16 protein-coding genes and 1 pseudogene are annotated in these 18,315 nt (G+C 66.3%); 7 read left to right on the forward strand and 10 right to left on the reverse strand.

The window, feature by feature from the left end; genetic code table 11:
• The first annotated feature begins 7 nt into the window (after nt 1–7).
• Together BKE09_RS09640 and BKE09_RS09645 are read left to right on the forward strand one after the other, a co-directional pair.
• Complete coding sequence (locus tag BKE09_RS09640) at nt 8–1,330, forward strand: ABC transporter permease (protein ID WP_075675590.1); 1,323 nt, start codon at nt 8–10, stop codon at nt 1,328–1,330.
• Between the two features lie 411 nt (nt 1,331–1,741).
• Complete coding sequence (locus tag BKE09_RS09645) at nt 1,742–4,567, forward strand: TonB-dependent receptor (protein ID WP_075675591.1); 2,826 nt, start codon at nt 1,742–1,744, stop codon at nt 4,565–4,567.
• Between the two features lie 158 nt (nt 4,568–4,725).
• Here BKE09_RS09645 and rarD read toward each other — a convergent pair whose 3' ends face one another.
• Together rarD and yedA are read right to left on the reverse strand one after the other, a co-directional pair.
• A complete protein-coding gene (gene rarD, locus BKE09_RS09650; RefSeq protein WP_014035667.1) occupies nt 4,726–5,625 on the reverse strand; it encodes an EamA family transporter RarD in 900 nt (299 codons plus the stop codon).
• On the reverse strand, nt 5,622–6,527 hold the full coding sequence (gene yedA, locus BKE09_RS09655; protein WP_014035666.1) for a drug/metabolite exporter YedA: 906 nt from the start codon (nt 6,525–6,527) through the stop codon (nt 5,622–5,624). Before yedA ends, rarD begins: the two co-directional genes overlap by 4 nt.
• Before the next feature lie 223 nt (nt 6,528–6,750).
• Between yedA and BKE09_RS09660 the strand changes: the two genes are divergently transcribed.
• Nucleotides 6,751–8,085: an MFS transporter gene (locus tag BKE09_RS09660; protein ID WP_043035190.1), complete on the forward strand. Its 1,335-nt coding sequence runs from the start codon at nt 6,751–6,753 to the stop codon at nt 8,083–8,085.
• 67 nt (nt 8,086–8,152) lie between these two features.
• A complete protein-coding gene (locus BKE09_RS09665; RefSeq protein ID WP_075676671.1) occupies nt 8,153–8,446 on the forward strand; it encodes a hypothetical protein in 294 nt (97 codons plus the stop codon).
• 118 nt (nt 8,447–8,564) lie between these two features.
• On the opposite strand, the pseudogene BKE09_RS09670 reads toward BKE09_RS09665, so the two are convergent.
• The 4 genes and pseudogenes from BKE09_RS09670 to BKE09_RS09685 form a co-directional block, all read right to left on the reverse strand.
• Nucleotides 8,565–10,215: pseudogene (locus BKE09_RS09670) on the reverse strand (M28 family metallopeptidase).
• 105 nt (nt 10,216–10,320) lie between these two features.
• Nucleotides 10,321–11,253, reverse strand: a complete 933-nt coding sequence (locus BKE09_RS09675; RefSeq protein ID WP_075675592.1) for an MBL fold metallo-hydrolase — start codon at nt 11,251–11,253, stop codon at nt 10,321–10,323.
• Between the two features lie 204 nt (nt 11,254–11,457).
• Entirely contained in the window at nt 11,458–11,754 is a 297-nt protein-coding gene (locus BKE09_RS09680; protein ID WP_032956243.1) for a hypothetical protein, read from the reverse strand.
• Between the two features lie 204 nt (nt 11,755–11,958).
• Entirely contained in the window at nt 11,959–13,254 is a 1,296-nt protein-coding gene (locus tag BKE09_RS09685; protein WP_075675593.1) for a tryptophan--tRNA ligase, read from the reverse strand.
• 108 nt (nt 13,255–13,362) lie between these two features.
• On the opposite strand from BKE09_RS09685, the gene BKE09_RS09690 reads away from it, so the two are divergent.
• Nucleotides 13,363–14,157, forward strand: a complete 795-nt coding sequence (locus BKE09_RS09690; RefSeq protein ID WP_075675594.1) for a hypothetical protein — start codon at nt 13,363–13,365, stop codon at nt 14,155–14,157.
• A 73-nt stretch (nt 14,158–14,230) separates the two neighbouring features.
• Here the strand turns inward: BKE09_RS09690 and BKE09_RS09695 are convergent, their stop codons facing one another.
• A complete protein-coding gene (locus BKE09_RS09695; RefSeq protein ID WP_004153772.1) occupies nt 14,231–14,452 on the reverse strand; it encodes a CsbD family protein in 222 nt (73 codons plus the stop codon).
• On the opposite strand from BKE09_RS09695, the gene BKE09_RS09700 reads away from it, so the two are divergent.
• Nucleotides 14,439–15,209 carry a hypothetical protein gene (locus BKE09_RS09700; protein ID WP_139319635.1) on the forward strand — a complete coding sequence of 257 codons (771 nt, stop codon included), beginning with the start codon at nt 14,439–14,441 and terminating at the stop codon, nt 15,207–15,209. The two genes, BKE09_RS09695 and BKE09_RS09700, sit on opposite strands and share 14 nt — an antisense overlap.
• Nucleotides 15,210–15,286: 77 nt before the next feature.
• Here the strand turns inward: BKE09_RS09700 and BKE09_RS09705 are convergent, their stop codons facing one another.
• The gene (locus BKE09_RS09705; protein WP_014035659.1) at nt 15,287–15,424 is read right to left on the reverse strand and encodes an entericidin A/B family lipoprotein; all 138 of its coding nucleotides are present in this window, start codon (nt 15,422–15,424) and stop codon (nt 15,287–15,289) included.
• 162 nt (nt 15,425–15,586) lie between these two features.
• Nucleotides 15,587–16,507, reverse strand: a complete 921-nt coding sequence (rocF, locus tag BKE09_RS09710) for an arginase (RefSeq protein WP_049431469.1) — start codon at nt 16,505–16,507, stop codon at nt 15,587–15,589.
• Between the two features lie 272 nt (nt 16,508–16,779).
• Here rocF and BKE09_RS09715 point away from each other — a divergent pair, with 272 nt between their 5' ends.
• Nucleotides 16,780–17,229: a hypothetical protein gene (locus BKE09_RS09715; RefSeq protein ID WP_075675596.1), complete on the forward strand. Its 450-nt coding sequence runs from the start codon at nt 16,780–16,782 to the stop codon at nt 17,227–17,229.
• Between the two features lie 74 nt (nt 17,230–17,303).
• Here BKE09_RS09715 and BKE09_RS09720 read toward each other — a convergent pair whose 3' ends face one another.
• The gene (locus tag BKE09_RS09720) at nt 17,304–18,074 is read right to left on the reverse strand and encodes a DUF3011 domain-containing protein (RefSeq protein ID WP_075675597.1); all 771 of its coding nucleotides are present in this window, start codon (nt 18,072–18,074) and stop codon (nt 17,304–17,306) included.
• Between the last annotated feature and the right edge of the window lie 241 nt (nt 18,075–18,315).

Genomic DNA, 18,315 nt, shown 5'->3' on the forward strand with positions numbered 1-18,315 from the left:
TGCAGACATGTTCAAGAGCAAACTCAAGAAGTGGCTGGGCAACGGCGTGACGGTGCTGCTGCTGGTGATCGGCCTGGTGCTGTGGATCAGCCTGCCGTGGATCGGCGTGCTGGCCGTGGCCGTGCTGGTGGCACTGTGGCTGCTGCTGACCCGCGGTGGGCGACTGGCGCTGGCCGCCACCCGCATCGGCGTGGCCAGCCTGCCGCAGCGCTGGGGCGCATCCTCGGTGATCGTGGTCGGCATCGCCGGCGTGGTCGGCGTGCTGGTGGCGATGCTGGCGATGGGCGAAGGCTTCCAGGCCACGCTCAACAACACCGGCGATGACACCACCGCCATCGTGCTGCGCGGTGGCTCGCAGGCCGAGACCAACTCGGTGATCACCCGCGAGCAGGTACCGATGCTGTCCACCCTGCCCGGCATCAGCCGCGATGCGCAGGGCCGGCCGCTGCTCTCGCCGGAGCTGTCGCAGGTGGTCAACCTGGTGTCCAAGTCCGATGGCACCGACGTCAACGCGCAGTTCCGTGGCGTCGGCCCGCAGGCGTGGGCGGTGCATGACAAGGTCAAGATCGTTGAGGGCCGCAAGTTCGCCACCGGCCTGCGCGAGATCGTGGTCGGCCAGGGCGCCAAGGGCCAGTTCCGCGACATGGAGGTCGGCAGGACGCTGACCCTGGGCAACCAGACCTGGACCGTGGTGGGTGTGTTCGCCACCGGCGATGCGCATGATTCGGAACTGTGGACCGACGCCGATACGCTGGCCACCACCTACCAGCGCAGTGCCTGGCAGTCGATCAGCGTGCGCACCGATGGCAAGGCCGGCTTCGAGCAGTTCAAGACGGCCGTCGCCGCCGACCCGCGCCTGAAACTGGACGTGGAAACCACCCGCGTCTACTACAGCAAGCAGGGCGGCGGCCTCACCAAGCTGATCGACATCCTCGGCAAGGTGATCGGCACCATCATGGCGGTCGGTGCGGTGTTCGGCGCCCTCAACACCATGTACGCGGCGGTGGCCACGCGTGCGCGTGAGATCGCCACCATGCGTGCGATCGGCTTCCGCGGCCTGCCGGTGGTGACGGCGGTGATGCTGGAGACGATGCTGCTGGCCCTGCTCGGCGGCCTGCTCGGTTGCGCAGTGGCGTGGCTGCTGTTCAATGGCTACAGCGTGTCCACCATCGGGAGTAACTTCAGCGCAGTGGTGTTCAAGTTCCATGTGTCGCCGGAACTGCTGTGGACCGGACTGAAATGGGCATTGGGCATCGGCCTGGTCGGCGGCCTGTTCCCGGCGCTGCGCGCGGCACGTTTGCCGATCACCACGGCGTTGCGCGAAACCTGAGCATCACGCAGCGACAGACTGCGCATCACACAGGGGGACGGAGCGAAAGCTCCGTCCCTTTTTCGTTGGCGGGGTCAGATCCCTTCGCTACGCGAAGGGATCTGACCGCGATCTGGGTGCAGTAGATCCACGCCATGCGTGGATGGATGCGTGCACACATGCGCTGCTACAGATTGCAGGAATCCCGCCGCTATCGATGCCTCTGCCCATCGCAAACGCAGCGCGCGTGACGCTGCGCACAGCGCGTCTGTGGATTGTTGGTTGCGATTCATTTTCGCGCACATCGCACAGCGCGGAGACAAACAGTTACGAATGGAAACATTCTAGAATCGCGCCCCCCACGTTGGTTTGCAGCACCCCACGCGCCCATAGAACGGGCGCTTGTTTTTACTGAAACACGAGATTTCACGGATGTCCCTGAAAACCAATCCGCTGCGCAACGCGATCGTCATCGCGCTGGCCGCCAGCTGCACCACCCCCGCCTTCGCACAGAGCGCCGGCGATACCCCGACCAACCTCGACCGCATCGAAATCACCGGCTCGCGCATCCGCCAGGCCAGTGTCGAAACCGCACAGCCGGTGGTCGCGCTCAACCGCGCCGAGATCGAGAAGAAGGGCTACGTCAACGTCGCCGACATCCTGCAGGACATTCCTGCCGCCGGTGCGCCGAGCATGAGCCGCGCGTCTTCGCTGACCTCCTCGCGCGACTTCGGCGGCATGTACGTCAGCCTGCGCAACCTGGGCCCGGAACGCAGCCTGGTGCTGATCGACGGCCGCCGCATGGGCGTCAGCGCCGGCGGTTACTCCGACCTGGCCTCGATCCCGTCGTCCATCGTCGAGCGCGTGGAAGTGCTGACCGACGGCGCCTCCGCGCTGTACGGCTCCGATGCCATCGCCGGTGTGGTCAACATCATCACCCGCAAGAATTTCGATGGTGGCGAAGCCAGCGTCTATGTCGGCCAGTACGGCCAGGGTGACGGCCAGAAGCGCGCCTACAGCGCGACCTTCGGCAAGACCTTCGAGCGCGGCTGGTTCAGCGTGGGTGCCGAGCGCACCAAGGAAGACGAGGTGCTGGGCAAGGACCGCGAGTTCAGCCGTTACACCAACGGCCCGCGCCACCCCAACGATGGCCTCAACGGCAACACCCCGTGGGGCTACGTCACCGTCGGTGGCAGGAACCTGACCGTGGGCCCGGGCGGCGACCCGAGCAAGGCCGGCAACTTCCATGCGCCGGATCCGGCCGATGGTGCCAACACCAAGTCGAACATGAGCCTGCTGACCGGCCTGGAACGCACCTCGGTGTTCGCCAACGGTGGCTTCTCGATCACCGACAACCTGCGCATCGTCGCCGACGCGCTGTACAGCAAGCGCGAATCGACCAAGCACCTGGCCGGTTACCCGTACTCGGTCAGCGCCGCACAGGCCCGCAATGGCAGCCGTGCCGCCCTGTCCAAGGACAGCGCGTTCAACCTGTGGGGCCAGGACGCGCTGTTCGCGCACCGCACCGAGGAACTGCCGCGCGGCACTGAGAACAACCTGGAAACCAAGCGCGCCAGCATCGGCCTGGAAGGCAGCTTCGAAACCGGTTCGCGGTACTGGGACTGGAACGTCAACTACATGTACAACCGCAACGAAGGCGAGCGCATCGGTACCGGCAGCATGTACCAGCCGCACGTCAACCTGGCCGTCGGCCCGTCCTTCATGGACGGCAACGTTGCCCGCTGCGGTGCGCCGGGCGCAGTGATCACCGGCTGCGTGCCGTGGAACCCGGCCGCCCCGATGGGTTACACCGGCCCGGGCTCGCTGAGCAACCAGGACGTGCAGGACTACCTGTTCACCCGCTTCGTCGACAAGATGCAGAGCACCACCAAGGTCGCCAGCGGCAACATCTCCGGTTCGCTGTTCACCCTGCCGGCCGGCGACATCCTGGCCGCGATGGGCTTCGAGCATCGCAGCGAAGAAGCCAGCTACACCCCGGACACGATGGTGCAGAAGGGCGAGATCGCCGGCACCAGCGGCCAGCCGACCCGCGGCAACTACTCGCTCAACGAGGTCTACCTGGAGCTGCAGGTGCCGCTGCTGGCCGACCTGCCGTTCGCCCGCGAACTGTCGCTGGACATGGCCGGTCGCTACTCGGACTACAACAACTTCGGTTCGACCACCAACAGCAAGTTCGGCCTGAAGTGGAAGCCGATCGACAGCCTGCTGGTGCGCGCCACCTACGGCACCGGCTTCCGTGCGCCGACCGTGGATGACCTGTACGGCGGCACCGTCAGCAGCCGCGACTCGTTCACCGACCCGTGCGATACCTCCTTCGGTACCGCCGCCAGCAGCCCGACCGTTGCTGCCCGTTGCCAGGCGCTGAAGGTGCCGGCCAACTTCCGCCAGCTCAACAGCGATGGCAGCGTGGCCACCAAGCCCGGCCAGCAGGCCACCACCGATTTCAGCTCGGGTTCCAACCCGGACCTGAAGCCGGAAACCGCCAAGACCTGGACCGTGGGCCTGGTCTACAGCCCGGACTTCGTGCAGGGCCTGGACGTCAGCCTGGACTGGTGGAAGATCCGCATCGACAACGCCATCGTCGGTGAGTCGGCGACCAACATCCTGGAACAGTGCTACGTGCAGGGTTCGGATGCCGCCTGCGGCCGCTTCACCCGTGGCAGCAACGGCCAGGTCAACGCGCTGGACCGCTCGCTGGTCAATGCGGGCTACCGCGAAACCGCCGGCTATGACATCAACGTGCGCTACCGCCTGCCGGACACCGCGTTCGGCAAGTTCGCCGTCAACTGGAACACCACCTACACCGACTACCTGGAGCAGCGCAACGACAGCGCCGCCACCACCCCGGTGGAACAGCGTACCGGTTGGGCCGGCGACTTCCGCGTGCGCTCCACCTTCAACCTGGATTGGCAGTACGGCGACCTCGGCATCGGCTGGACCGCGCGCTACTACTCCAGCATGAAGGAGAAGTGCTCGTACATGGACGAGTGCAACATGCCGGACTTCAGCTCGTCGTACACCAGCGCGTCGCCGACCAACAAGGTGGGCTCCAATACCTTCCACGACCTGCAGGTGCGTTACAGCCTGCCGTGGGATGGCACCGTGTCGCTGGGCGTGAACAACGTGTTCAACCACCAGGGTCCGATCATGTACAGCCAGCCGAACAGCAGCTTCACCTACTACGGTGGCTTCGACATCGGCCGCTTCATGTACATGAAGTACCAGCAGCGCTTCTAAGCCTGCAACCGCGTTCCCGCCACGGCCATCCCTCTCTCCTGGCCGTGGATGGAAGCAGAACGGCGCCCCTCGGGGCGCCGTTCTTTTTTCGGGAAGCGGAGTCGGATCCCTTCGCCCCGCGAAGGGCCCTGACCCCGCTCCATGCGACCCCGCCCCGGTCAGCGCCTCGCGGCGCGCATCGTGCGGATGTTGTCGCCGACGAACAGCACCAGGCCGGCCCAGATCGCGGCAAAGCCGATCGCTTTGGCGGTGTCGAACGCTTCGTGGAAGAAGAACACGCCCAGCAGCAGCTGCAGGCTCGGCGCGATGTACTGCAGGATGCCGACCAGCGACAGCGGAATGCGCTTCACGCCGTAGGCGAAGCCGATCAGCGGCACTGCAGTCACTGCGCCGCCGAAGATCAGCAGCAGGTCATTGCGCCAGCCCCAGCCATGGAAGAACGCACCGCCATGGCCGTTCTCGGCCCAGATCGCGAAGGCCAGTGCCGGCAGGAACAGGTACATGCTCTCCACGCCCAGGCCGGCCACCGGGTCGACCGAAACCAGCTTGCGCAGCAGGCCATACAGGCCGAACGAACAGGCCAGGCCCAGCGCGATCCACGGCGGTGTGCCGGCATCGATGGTCAGCCAGGCCACGCCCACCGCCGCCATCGCCACCGCCACCCACTGCAGCCGGCGCAGGCGTTCCTTCAGCACCAGCACGCCCAGCAGCACGTTCACCAGCGGGTTGATGAAGTAGCCCAGGCTGGTCTCGATGACATGGCCGGCGTTGACCGCCCAGATGTACAGGCCCCAGTTGAAGGCGATGGTCAGGCTCGACACCAGCAGGATCGGCAGCGCGCGCGGCTGCGCCGCGATCTTCTGCCACCAGCCCAGGCGCGAGCTGATCAGCAGCCAGCCCAGCACCAGCACGGTGCTCCAGATGATGCGGTGGGCGATGATCTGGAACGAAGGCACCTCGTTGAGCAGGTGCCAGTACACCGGCACCAGGCCCCAGATCACGAAGGTGGACGCGGTGACCAGCAGGCCCCGGCGTTGTTCTTTCTCGTCCATGCTCATTTCTTTCGCGTCCTTGCCATCGTCAGTACCACCACACCCAGAAGAATCACCGCCATCGCCAGCAGGTCGCGCCAGCCGAAGCGTTCACCGTTGAGCAGCGCGCCGAGCAGCACCGCGATCACCGGATTGACATATGCGTAGCTGCCCGCGAGCGCCGGGCGCACGTTCTGCAGCAGCCACACGTAGGCAGTGAACGCGACGATGGAGCCGAACACGCACAGGTAGGCCATCGCCAGCAGGCCACCGGTATCGGGCAGCGTGGTCGGGCGCTCGCCCACCGCCAGGCCGATCAGCACCAGCAGCACGCCGCCGCAGACCATCTGCCCGGCCGCGGTCATGAACGGGCCCGGCAGGTCCAGCCCACGTGCCCACACCGAACCGAAGGCCCAGCCGATCGGCGCGATCAGCAGCAGCACCAGCCCCGTCGGCGAGGCCGTCAGACTGCTGCCGGCATTGAGCCAGACCACGCCGAGGAAGCCGATGGCGATGCCCAGCCACTCACCGCGGCTGGCATGCTGGCCGCGCAGCGCCGAAAACAGCGCCATCCACAGCGGCACCGAGGCCACCGCCGTGGCGGCCAGGCCCGAGGACACCTCGCGCTCGGCCAGCACCACCATGCCGTTGCCCAGCACCAGCATGGTCACGCCCATGATGACCAGGTTGCGCCATTGCCGCAGGGTTGGGTTCGGCAGCTTCCAGAACAGGCGCAGCGCAAGGAACATCAGGCCGCCGGCAATGATGAAGCGGCTGCCGGAGACCATCGTCAGCGGCAGTGCGCCGCCGTGCAGGGCCTTGGCGATGCCCAGGTAGGTCGAGCCCCAGACCACGTAGACCAGCAGCAGTGCCAGCGCGACAAGGCCACCCCGGGGGGCAGCCGCAGACGAAGAGGGGGGAGCCGACATGACACACCAGGGAGCCGGGGGAAGGCGGATTCTAGGACGTTTTGAGTATGGTCCGGGACCCCATACGGTGGCACGCTGTCATCCATCCATGCACCCTGCTCTGGTCTGCTACCCCGTGTTGACGGTCGATGCAGTACCAAGAGGGCTGCCCGGCCGCGCCGCCCCAAGGCCGGGCGCCGTTTTCCCTGCGCACGGACGCGCCGCATCGAGGATTCCCACCCAGATGAGCACCACGTCCCAACCTGCTGTCCCCGCGAACGACCGCGCCGCCCTGCGGCGGTCGATCTCCAACACCCTCAAAGGCTCCGCCGGCAACCTGGTGGAGTGGTACGACGTCTACGTGTACTCGGTGTTCGCCGTGTACTTCGAATCGCAGTTCTTCTCGCCCGACGACAAGAACTCCACGATGTACGTGTGGGCGATCTTCGCGGCGACCTTCCTGATGCGCCCGATCGGCGCCTGGTTCTTCGGCCGCTTCGCCGACCGCCACGGCCGCCGCCTGGCGCTGACCGTCTCGGTCACGCTGATGGCGCTGTGTTCGTTCCTGATCGCCATCACCCCCACCGCCGCCAGCATCGGCATCTGGGCCGCGGTCATCCTTCTGTTCGCGCGCCTGCTGCAGGGCTTCGCCACCGGTGGCGAGTACGGTGCCAGCGCCACCTACATGTCCGAGGCCGCCATTCCCGGCCGCCGCGGCTTCCTGTCCTCCTTCCACTACGTCACCCTGGTCGGCGGCCATGTGCTGGCCCAGCTGACCCTGCTGCTGATGCTGACCTTCTGGGGCAAGCCGGAGATCTCCGAGTGGGGCTGGCGCATCGCCTTCGGCATCGGCGGCATCGCCGCGGTGGTGGTGTTCTGGCTGCGCCGGGGCATGGACGAGTCGCTGTCGGAGTCGTCCATCGAGGCCGCGCGCGAAGGCAAGGCACAGAAGTCCGGCTCGATGTACGAACTGTTCGTGCACCAGTGGCGGCCGCTGCTGCTGTGCTTCCTGATCACCGCCGGCGGCACCGTGGCCTTCTACACCTACTCGGTGAACGGCCCGAAGATGATCCAGAGCGCCTTCGCCGGCAACGACCCGATGACCGGCACCCTGATCAACCTTGGCGTGCTGGCGTTCCTGATGGTGCTGCAGCCGGTCGGTGGCTGGCTGTCGGACATCATCGGCCGCAAGACCCTGCTGGTGTTCTTCGGCGTCGGTGGCGTGCTGTACAGCTGGTACCTGATCACCCAGCTGCCGCACCAGCATGACGCCACCCTGGCGTTCCTGACCCTGGCGCTGGCGTTCGTCATCCTCACCGGCTACACCTCCATCAACGCGGTGGTGAAGGCCGAACTGTTCCCCACCCACGTGCGTGCACTGGGCGTGGGCCTGGGTTACGCGCTGGCCAACTCGCTGTTCGGCGGCACCGCCCCGCTGCTGTACCAGGGCGCGCTGAAGACCGGCCATGTCGACTGGTTCGCCATCTACGTGACCGCGACGATCGCGGTATCGTTGGTGGTCTATGTGTTCTTCCTCACCAACAAGGGCCCGAACTGGCTCGACGGCACCCGCAAGTAAGCGCGTTGCCGTGATCGCGGCCACCGGTGCACTGCCGGTGGCCGCTGCGTCTCCCGCCACGCCACTGATGTGGATCGCGGCGACGCTGGCCGCAGCCACGGCATTGGCCTGGCTGCTGCGCCGCCCCAACGCGCAGGCCGCGTGGCCGCGCATCGGATTCGGGATCGCCCTGTTGGTGTTCTGCGCCGCGCTGGCGCTGCAGCTGGCGGTGGACCTGGGCAGCGGCCACAGCTCGCTGCAGCTGCGCCTGCATCGCGGCATCAATGCAGGGTCGCCGGTTGGACTGCGCACGATGGTGGCGTGCTATCTGGCAGCGCTCGCCGCCAGTGGCTGGGGCGCGTGGAAGCTGCTGCGCCGTTGAGGTAGTGCCGGCCGCTGGCCGGCAACTCCACCTTCTTTCGGTAGTGCCGGCCGCTGGCCGGCAACCTCATGAACCTTCGGAAAGAGCCGGGCGTTGCCGGCCAGCGGCCGGCACTACCTCAACGGCGGGCCGCTTCGCTCTTGTCGCGCGCCGCGGAACTCCGATTCCTTTTCCCACGTCGGCCAGCGGCGGCTGTTGGCCAGCTCGGCGCCCAGATCGTAGACCAGCAGGGTGTCGGCGGCGTGGCCGCTCGGGTCCCAGCTCGGGGTCCAGGCATCGCAGGCCTGGTGGTAGCAGTCAGCGAAGTACTTCTCGCGCAGCGCGCGGCCGGCTTCAACGCCGCCGTCCAGCTTGTCCAGGCCCGGGCCGATGGTGATCGCCGGCACGCCCAGGCGGGCGAAGGCGAAGTGGTCGGCACGGTAGAAGAAGCCGGCTTCCAGGTTCGGGTCCGGGCTGTAGCTGCGACCGCGGGCCTTGGCCACGCGTTCCAGGTCGCCTTCCAGCGAGACCCGGCCCTTGCCCCACGAGGCGATGTCACGGGTCGCGCCATCCGGGCTGAACATCTCGATGTTCAGCACCGCAGCGGTTTTGTCCAGCGGCGCCAGCGGGTGCGCGGCGTAGTAGCTGGCACCCAGCAGGCCCTTCTCTTCGGCGGTCAGCGCCACGAAGTACAGCGTGCGCTGCGGTTGCGGGCCGGCAGCGAATACGCGGCCCAGTTCCAGCACCGTGGCCACGCCGGTGGCATTGTCGATCGCGCCGCGGCGGATGCGGTCACCCTTGGCGTCGGGCTGGCCGATGCCGAAGGCGTCCCAGTGCGCGGAGAAGATCACCGCCTCGTCGCCATGCTCGCCACCGGGCAGCTTGGCCACCACGTTGCGGGTCACCACCTGCTCGCGCTTGAGTGCGAAGTCCACGCTCAGCTTGGCGTTGTCCAGCGCCACCGGGCGGAAGTCGGCGCGCATCGCCTTGCGCTTCTCCGCATCGAAGTCGAGGCCGGCGTCGGCGAAGATCGCCTCGGCCAGCTCGCGCTGCATCCAGCCACGCAGCGGGGTGTGCTGGGCCATCGCCTCGGCCTGGCCGCGCTCGATGTCGAACAGCGGCGAGGTGCCCGAGCTCTTCACCGTGGCCCAGCCATAGGCGGCCGGCGCGGTCTCGTGCACGATCAGCACGCCTTCGGCGCCACGGCGTGCGGCTTCCTCGAACTTGTAGGTCCAGCGGCCGTAGTAGGTCACCGCCTTGCCGTCGAACGCGCCCGGTGCATCGGCTTCGAAATCGGCATCGTTGATCAGCACCACGGCGATCTTGCCGTGCAGGTCCACGTCCTTGTAGTCGTTCCAGTGGCGTTCCGGCGCGTCGATGCCGTAGCCGACGAACACCAGCGGCGCGTCCTTGATCTGCACGCGCTTGCGCGGCTGCAGGCTCTGCAGGGTCACGTCCACGCCATTGGCCAGCGCACGCTTGCCCTGCTTCAGCGACAGGCTGGCCTTGGCAGTGCCGTCCAGCTGCGCGCGCACCAGCGGCACCGGCTGCACCCAGCTGCCGTCCACGCCGCCCGGCTGCAGGCCATAGCTGCGGAACTGCTCGATCAGGTACTGCACCGTGCGCTCTTCGCCCTCGGTGGCCGGCGCGCGGCCCTCGAATTCATCCGACGCCAGCACGCGCACATGGCGCGACAGTGCCTGCGGATCGATGCCGCCGCCCGGCAGGTCGTTGGCCGCATGGGCCAGGCCACCGACGAACAGGCAGGACGACAGCAGCAACACGCGCATCGGATTCACGGCAGTACCACGGCTAGCTTGGAAGTCACCAGAGTGTAACGTGGTCGTGACATCACGGCGCGGCTTGGGCCTGCGTCATCCGCGCATGGCGTGGATCTACCTGCTGATGCGGTCCAGCCAACAGGCCAGGCCCTGTGCGTTGAGCTCGATGTCCATCGCCAGCACGGCGGTCACTGCCGCCTCGTCCAGCGCACAGCCATGCAGCTGTGCACGTTCCAGGTACAGCGCCTGCAGCGCTGCCAGCAAGCAGCGGTGGCGGTCCGGCCGGCCGTCGCACTGGCGGCCGATGGTCGCCATCGCATCGATCTGCTCGAACAGGTCTCCTGCCAGTTTTTCCACCTGCTGCACGCGCCCATAGTGGGTCAGGTACATCGCCTGCGGCGCGTAATCGAGCATGCGCCGGATCGAGGCCTTCATCGCCTCCGGATCGAACTGCACCGGCGATGAGGTCGGGAAGATGAAAGCGCCCTGCGCGCTGTCCAGCTCGCGGTAGGAGATGCCGAACGTATCGCCAGTGAACCAGCTGCGGCTGCGCGCATCCCATACGCAGTAGTGGTGCAGCGCATGGCCTGGCGTGTGCAGCAGCACCAGCTCGCGACCAGCCAGATCGATGCGGTGGCCGTCTTCGGCCACCACCACGCGCTGTTCGGGAATCGGTTCGATGCGGCCATAGCTGCGCGTGATCTCTTCGGCGCCATACACCGCCGTCGCACCGGCGATCAGCCGGGTCGGGTCGATCATGTGCGGCGCACCGCGCGGGTGCAGCACCGCCTTCGCATTCGGCAACTGCTGCATCAGCAGGCCTGCACCGCCCGCATGATCCAGATGCACGTGGGTGAGCAGCAGCCAGTCCACCGCCTCCACGCCCAGGCCGGCGTCGGCCAGCGCCTGCAGCATCGCCGGCACCGACAGGCCGGTGCCGCAGTCGACGAACGCGGCGCGGCCGTTTTCAACGATCAGGTAGGCCGCGTCGAAATCCGGGCGCTGGAAGCCGGTATCGATGGTGTGGATGCTGGGGTCGGCGGTCATCGGCACGCACCTGGCAGGATCGGGAACAGACCCCCATGGTAGGCGCGCAGGCGGCCCGGATTCGATGCGGCTTTGGTCGGAGTCCAGATTCCGTAGAGCCGAGCCCATGCTCGGCTGCCTTTCTGTCAGACATCAGCCGAGCATGGGCTCGGCTCTACAGAGGGCGCGTGCAGTCGAGCATGGCTCGACTCTACAAAGGCGGGGTTACCGGTCCAGCCAGCGCGGTCGCAGCAGCAACGCCAGCACCAGCACTGCCAGGAACGCGCCGTAGGCGTACAGCACCGCCAGCACCTGCGGCCAGATCGGGCCGGCGCCGGGCTGCACCACGCCGATGCGGTAGCCCCACAGCATCGACACGATGCTCAGCGCAAACGCCAGCACCAGGGTGGTGCCATCGAACAGCCGCCGCCGCGCGGTGCGCGGCTGGCGCGGGAACAGCCAGTACAGGCTGCCCAGCAGCAGGAACCAGGGCAGAAACAGCAGCAGCGACAACCAGGCCATCGCAGACTCCATGTCATCGCGCCGGAGGCGCGCGGACATCATGCCATGGGCGCTGTGCCGCGGTCGTGCCGGCGGGGGGCTTCCCTGTAGAGCCGAGCCCATGCTCGGCTGCTTTGCTACCCAGCCGAGCACGGGCTCGGCTCTACAGAGGCGGAGCAAAGTCGAGCATGGCTCGACTCTACAAAGGGCAGGCAGGCCCGGCGATCAGGCCGCTTCGCGCAGCGCCGCCAGCGCGGCCAGCACTACATCCACTTCGGCGTCCAGCTTGAACAGCTCGCTCTGCAGCTGGTCGCCCTGCTCGGCCTGCTTGATCACCGCGATCAGCTGGCCCGCATCGCGCGGCGAATCGAAGCCTTCGCTCTGGATCAGCAGCGTGCCGTCACCGGCGGTCAGCTTGAAGTAGAAGCGGCCATCCTTTTCACGGTACTGCTTGAACAGCGGCGGTGCCACGCGGGCCACGCCGGCGTCCTCGCTGGCGATGTCGCCCGCAGTGGACAGGTCACGCAGACCCACCGCATGGCGCAGCTCGTCCAGCAGCGGTGCCGCCAGCTGCTCGCGCAGCTGCTGGCCACGGCGCTTGAGCAGCGCTTCGATCTTCTCCGGCTCGGCCATCAGCGCGTTGTAGCGCTCGCGCAGCGGCGAAAGCTCGCTGTCGATGCGCTCGAACAGCTGCTGCTTGGCATCGCCCCAGCTGATGCCGGCCGCGAACGCCTTGGCGAATTCCGCGGTCTGTTCCGGCGTGGCGAACGCCTGGTACATCTGGAAAAGCGCCGAGCCTTCGGTGTCCTTCGGCTCGCCCGGTGCGCGCGAATCGGTCAGGATCGAGAACACCAGCTTCTTCAGCTCCTCGCGCGGCACGAACAGCGGAATGGTGTTGTGGTAGCTCTTGCTCATCTTGCGGCCATCCAGGCCCGCCAGCGTCGCCACCTGCTCGTCGATCACCACGTCCGGCAGCGGGAAGTACTCCTTGCCGTACACGTGGTTGAAGCGCTGGGCGAAATCGCGCGCCATCTCGATGTGCTGGATCTGGTCACGGCCCACCGGTACCTGGTTGGCCTTGAAGATCAGGATGTCGGCGGCCATCAGCACCGGGTACATGAACAGGCCGGCGCTGACGCCTGCGTCCTCGTCCACGCCTTCCTCGCGGTTCTTGTCCACCGCCGCCTTGTAGGCGTGCGCGCGGTTGAGGATGCCCTTGCTGGCGATGGCGGTCAGGAACCACATCAGCTCGGTGGTTTCGCGGATGTCGCTCTGGCGGTAGAACCACACGTGTTCCGGGTCCAGGCCACAGGCCAGCCAGCTGGCCGCGATCTCCAGGGTCGCGCGCTGGGTGCGCTGCGGGTCCTGCGACTTGATCAGGCTGTGCAGGTCGGCCAGGAAGAAGAAGCTCTCGATCCCCGGCGCGCGGCTGGCCGCGATGGCCGGACGGATGGCGCCAACGTAGTTGCCCAGGTGGGGCGTGCCGGAGGGGGTGATGCCGGTAAGGACTCGGGTCGTCATGACTGCGTGGGGTAACCTTCGATGAACGGGGCCAGTTTACCTTGCACGCCACCAACCCCGTCAGGGCCTGCGGCGCGTTCATTCACGCAACCCCGCTGGAGACGCCCGATGAAACGCCTGCTGCCCCTGCTGCTGATCCTGCCCCTGGCCGGCTTCCGCCCGGCTCCCGTGCCGCCGCCGGTGTACGAGGGCGGCCCCGTGCGCATGGCCCTGGTCGACCGCGACCGCGGCACCGAACTGCGCAGCTACCCGGCCGAAGGCCAGCGCTGGGTGGCCGGCGAGCGCGGCCACCGCTACGCCGTGCGCCTGTACAACGACAGCCCGCGCCGAGTGCTGGTGGTGCTGTCGGTGGACGGCGTCAACGCGATCTCCGGCGAGGATGCCGATCCCTCGCAGACCGGCTACGTGCTCAATCCCGGCCAGCGCGCCGACATCACCGGCTGGCGCAAGAGCCAGGACGAAGTGGCGCAGTTCGTGTTCAGCAGCCCCAGCGGCAGCTATGCCAGCCGCACCGGCCGCCCGGACAACATCGGCGTGGTCGGCGTGGCCGTGTTCGAGGAAGCGCGTCGCTGGCGCCCCGAGCCGATCCTGCGCCGTGGCCTGCCGCTTCCGGCACCGGCGGCCGAAGCTGCGGCCGATGCCAGTGCGAGCCGCATCGAGGGTTACGCCAGCAAGTCGCAGGCGCCGGCGCTGGGTACCGGCCATGGCGCGCGCGAGCAGTCCTCGGTACGCGACACCGACTTCGAGCGCGCCAGCCGCAGCCCCGCACAGGTCTTGCAGCTGCGCTACGACAGCGCCCGCAACCTGCGTGCGCGCGGCATCCTGGTGGATTCGCCCTCGCGCCTGCCGCGTGAACCGCAGGCCTTCCCCAACCGCTACGTGCCAGACCCGCCGGCGCGCTGATCGCCCCGCCCAGACAGCACGACGCCCGCAACCTCACGGTGCGGGCGTCGTGCTGTGGGGGAAACCGAAGCGCTTACTTGTAGTCCGGGTAGTCCTTGCTCACCGCGTCCTGGAACTCACGTACTTCCTTCTCGGCGCGGTCCTTGGCCCAGCCATAACGTTCCTGCAGGCGGCCGGCCAGGTACTCGGCATTGCCTTCGGCCACATCGAAGTCGTCGTTGGTCAGATCGCCCCACTTGGCCTGGGCCTTGCCCTTCAGCTGCGACCACTTGCCGGAAATGATGTCTTTGTTCATTGCTGGGAGTCCTTGGTTGCAACGGCGTTCTTACCGTGGCTCCAGCTTCGCGTGGCGGCTGTTGAATGCCGGTCAACCGGCAATGAAATACATGCTCACCTGCTTGAATGGTTCACTGACCCTACAACTGCATGAACTTTCATGTAAATTCATGCTGCTGTGCTCAGATGACTATCACAACAAGGAAAGGTTGATGCGAAGCAGTACCGAAAAGGAATTTGCTGCCCTGAGGGCATTCAACGACGAACTTGCGGAGATGGTGCGTGCCAATCCGCTGCAACAGGTAGATGAGACATCCAGGCCTTTGCTTCAGGTCATCGCATATCATCTGATCTTTGAATTCCTCATCGAGAAGTGGATTGATCACGCGATCAATGAAGGAAATTCGACGTTCCGTGGAATAGAAAAGATTGGCTTCCACAACAAGCTCTATCTCGCCAAGAATTTGGGATTTCCCATGGATCTTTTCCATGTCCTGGATCAGATCAACAACGAGCGCAATCAGCTTGCGCACAAGATCGACAAGAAGCCGTGGAGCAGAAAGGAATTGATGAAGCTGGGCGAAAGTGCTGACAAACTTGGCCACAATGGATCAAGTCTTGCCGAACTTCGTCTCTCGAACGGAAAGACAACTGCTTCCGGCGCGGAATTGACCGAAGGAGAACTGCTTTATCTTGTTCTCACTGCGATCTATGGAAAGCTTCACAACTTCGTCTTTACGGATGTCCACAATCGACTGTCATCTCCGCTTCGCTGAACACATCGGAAATCGTGCTCGCAAAAAAAAAGGCCGGGGCTATTCCCGGCCTTTTTCTGTTGCGTTCCGCGCCGGGCTTACTTGCCCTTGGCGGCGTCCTCAACCTTTTCACCGGCCTTCTGCACGTCCTTGCCAGCACCGGCAACGGTGTTGCAACCGGCCAGCAGGGCCACCGAGAACATCGACAACAGCATCAGGGCAACTACGCGCTTCATGGGCTTCTCCTTGGGTTCGCCGCTATACCGCTTCATTCGCGGATGGGATTCTTTCGCTCGGCGGGAGGGCACCAATGCCCACTGCCGCCGCGTGAAGTGCAATCTGGCGGCAGGGGCGTGGAGCGGGTGTGAACGGATCGACGATCCGTTCAGGCCCGGCGCTCAGTCGCGCATCAGCGTGGACTTGCCGAACAGGCTTTCCACCAGGTCCACGGCCAGCTCGGCGGTGGCATTCTGCTTGTCCAGCAAGGGGTTGAGCTCGACGATGTCCAGCGAACCCATGCGCCCGGTGTCGGCAATCATCTCCATCACCAGCTGCGCCTCGCGGTAGTTCACCCCGCCCGGCACGGTGGTGCCCACGCCCGGCGCGATGCTCGGGTCGAGGAAATCCACATCGAAGCTGACATGCAGGTGGGTGTTCTCATCGATGCCGGCCAGCGCTGCTTCCACCGCGCGCTTCATGCCGTTCTCGTCGATGTAGCGCATGTCGTACACATCGACCTTGTGGGTCTTGATCAGGCGCTTCTCTTCCGGGTCCACCGAACGGATGCCGATCTGGTGCATCTGCGCCGGGGTGATCGCCGGTGCGCTGCCGCCCAGGCGGGTCAGCGCGTCCGGGCCGAGGCCGCACAGGCAGGCCACCGGCATGCCGTGGATGTTGCCCGACGGCGTGACATCGCTGGTGTTGAAATCCGAATGCGCATCCAGCCACAGCACGCGCAGGGTCTTGCCCTGCTCGCGGCACCAGCGCGCGACGGCGGTGATCGAGCCGATGCCCAGGCAATGGTCGCCACCGAGCATGATCGGCATGCGCCCGGCCTGCAGTTCGGCGTAGCTGGCTTCCATCAGCGCGTGGTTCCAGGCCACCACCTCATCCAGGTGGCGGTAGCCCTCCACGGGGGCGGTCCACGGGTTGCGCGGGCCATCCAGGTTGCCCAGGTCGCGCACGTCCACGCCGCGCGCCTCCAGCGCCTCCGGCAGGCCCGCCACGCGCAGCGCTTCCGGCCCCAGCCGTGCACCGCGATGGCCCGCACCCACATCGGTGGGAACGCCAATCAGGGATACGGAGATGGGATGGGCCATGGGTGCCTCCTGCGCGGAAAAAGAAGCACAGTCTAGCCAGAGCTGTGTGACACCACTCGCGGCGGTGCAGCAGGCGATGATCCAGATCACCGGGGCCACGCTGGCGTTCCCGGTCAGACATCCCAGCGCTGGACCGTAAGGAATACGACCTTTCTTGACCGACCGCACAGCCAGGTCGGTATCGCCTCTTATCCACGGCGGCCATTGTCTCCACGCTGCGTCGGCACCCCAACGGTGCCCTTTCAATTCCCCAACAAAGGAGAACGACGCGCATGAAACATGCACTCACTGGATGTGCGGTACTGGCGATTGCCCTGGGCGGACTGGTTGCGCCAGATGCCCGTGCGTCTTCGCAGCGCATCACGCATACGGTGACCTCCGATGCGTTTGCAATGCACACGCAAGGCTCACGCCAGGTGCTCGACTGGGTGGCGCAGCGTGTAAAGCCGACGTTCGCCCCGCAGGGCTACGGCAACGTGCAGGTGGAACGGCGGGCGTTCTCCGTAGGGGGCGCATCTGCACGCTCGGACGGATCGATTCCCGGAAAGCTGCCGGAGCAGGGCATTCCCGGTGAGATCTACCGGGTGGAAAACCTGCTTCCCGACGGCTCCCTGCAGACGTGGGAATTCACCTGGGTGGAACCCTCGTCCGGCCATGGCGGTGGCTGGGACGTCACCGGCTACACCTACAAGAAGGGAAATGACCCGGTAAACCAGCAGTAACGGGACGGGGGCAACGCTTGCTGCATTGCCCCCTTCAGACACGCGGCCGACGGCGGGTTCGCCGGCGCGGTATCTCAACCGCCGCGGCGGCGAACCGGTGTCAGGCTCTGCACCTGGCCGTTGTTGCGCATCATGCACAGGAAGCGGCCGTCGGGATAATCGATGATCAGCTCCTGGTAATCGCTGCCCACCGGCATCTGGGTCACCAGCGTGCCCTGCGCGCCCTTGCGCATATTGCAGGAGCCCAGCGCGTTATCACCCGCCGGCGCGCTGTACGCCACCTTGGACACATTGCGGAACACCGCACGGCAACCGCCGTTCACCCATACCGAGTGCCGCGACAGGCCCCAGTTCTGCCCTTGTTCGCAGCGGGTGTGGCTCAGCTGGCGCACCACCTCCACGTTGCCGCGCGTATCCATGTTGCACGACACCTGCTGCTGGTCGGTGGATTCGCAGGTCACCTCGCGCGGCAGCGCCGCATCGTTGTCGTCATCGTGGTGGCGGCGGTCGCGATGCTCTGCCGGCGCGGGCGTTCCGCTGGCACTGACCTGGCAGATGCCATTGGCGCCGCCATGGCCGGTGTAGCTGATCTGCGGCGTGTCGTCGTCGCTGCGGCTGATCGACAACGTGATGCCACTGCTGGCATCGCGCGCTTCGAAGTAGCGGTCGTTGAAGCGTTTCAGCGCCGCCTCGCGGCCCTGCACGTAGACGGGGCCGCCTTCATCGGCGTGCACGTCGATCCCGCCCGGGCAGCTGGCGTTGAAGAACGGCACCGCGGCCATGGCTGGGGCTGCGAACGCGGTGGAAAGCAGGGCGACGGTGAGCGGCAGGGCGTGACGGTGCATGGGCGGATCCCGAAGTGCCTTGGGTGGGCGTGTGCCGGGAGTATGCGGTGGGGCGCTGCGCCCTGTCCGTGAGGAATATCAAGATCCGGGCGGCGCACGTGGGGTTTCACGTCTGGTAGGGTGTTCTAGAAGCCCTGCCGTGGAAGTTAAGCCAGCTTTACTTCCTGGGCCAGGAAGGGCCGTGCGACAGTAATGGCACAGCCGGATGTATCGTGGGCTGCGGCGCCGCGCGAACTGTCGC

Source organism: Stenotrophomonas sp. TD3 (assembly GCF_001939825.1).
Taxonomy (GTDB): domain Bacteria; phylum Pseudomonadota; class Gammaproteobacteria; order Xanthomonadales; family Xanthomonadaceae; genus Stenotrophomonas.